The organism is Actinotalea sp. (assembly GCF_041597215.1).
GTDB lineage: Bacteria > Actinomycetota > Actinomycetes > Actinomycetales > Cellulomonadaceae > Actinotalea.
The window spans coordinates 1-1122 of sequence record NZ_JBFHHB010000363.1; the positions used below are offsets into that span (position 1 = coordinate 1).

Consider the following 1122-nt stretch of genomic DNA (forward strand, 5'->3'; position numbering starts at 1 on the left):
CGCGCTGGTCGACGCCCTGCACCAGCAGCAGCGTCGCCGCGGTGTGCCGGGCGTCATGGAGCCGCGCAGGACGCACCCCGGCGCCCTCGAGGAACTTGACCCAGTGCACGGAGTGGTCGCGCGGGTCGATCGGGCGGCCGGTAACAGTCGTGAACACCCGCCCGGACTCCTGCCACTCCGAGCCGGCGTAGATCCGCGCCTTCCTCTGGACCTGCCGATGACGGCGCAGCGCTTCAATCATCGGCCGTGGCATGGGCAGCGTCCGCTTGCTCTGCCTGGTCTTCGGCTCGGCGAGCACGAGGCCGCCGTCGCGGCGCAGCGGGCACTTGGCGGGCTTCTCGTCGCACTTCGATGGGTCGTCGCAGCCGTGACGCCACCGTCGGCGCTCCGGGATCGACGAAAGAGCGAGGGTTTTGCACGCCGTCGACGAAGGTTCACCGAGTTCACCGGACGGTCCCGCGGGAGCCACCCCGCTGTCGCTCCCGCAGCACCCAGCCGTCGCCGGCAGGTCACCTCGCGACGAGCCCTCCCGCGGCGCGGGACGGACGTCGGTGGCCCTCCCGGCGCCTAGACGCCCCGTTCGATCGGGAGCCGCCCGGCCGCGACAGCGTGCAGGAGCGCGGAGTGGTCGGCCTCGGTCTGGTCGGCGTACGCGAGCGCGAACCGGGCCATCGCCTTGTCGACGTTGTCCGACTTCCCGGCGTACCCGGAGATCATCGACGCGCCGCTCGTGCGGGCGTGACCCTTCGCGAGCAGGTGGCCGACGATCCCCGCGTAGTCCGCGAGCGCAACGGCGTCGACCTGGTCGAGGGCGACGGTGCCCTTCATGTTGCGGAACTGCCGCACGTAGAACTGGAGCCCGCCGACGGTCGTCCAGCCGAGCAAGGGGTCGCTGACCGTCTGCAACGCCTGCTGGTACTCGACGACGCGTTGGCCCTGGTGGGCGTGCCAGGCGCTGTCCCCGTGCACGTGCGGGGCGAGCACGGACCGTCGGGCCTGCTTGAGCTGGAGGAAGACGACGTCGTCGGGGCTCGAGCCCTCCAGGAGCGCGATGTAGGCGCGCAACCCGACCGAGCCGACACCGACGACCCTGTGCGCGACGTCGACCAGCGTGTAGCCGCC

The 1122-nt window shown here is 71.8% G+C and carries 2 protein-coding genes; both read right to left on the bottom strand.

The window, feature by feature from the left end; all coding sequences use genetic code 11:
- Window positions 1–469, bottom strand: a 469-nt coding sequence (locus ABWK99_RS16045; protein WP_372595684.1) for a tyrosine-type recombinase/integrase, incomplete at its 3' end; no start/stop codon positions are given.
- 98 nt (window positions 470–567) lie between these two features.
- On the bottom strand, window positions 568–1122 hold a 555-nt coding region (locus ABWK99_RS16050; RefSeq protein WP_372595685.1), incomplete at its 5' end, for a DUF2252 family protein.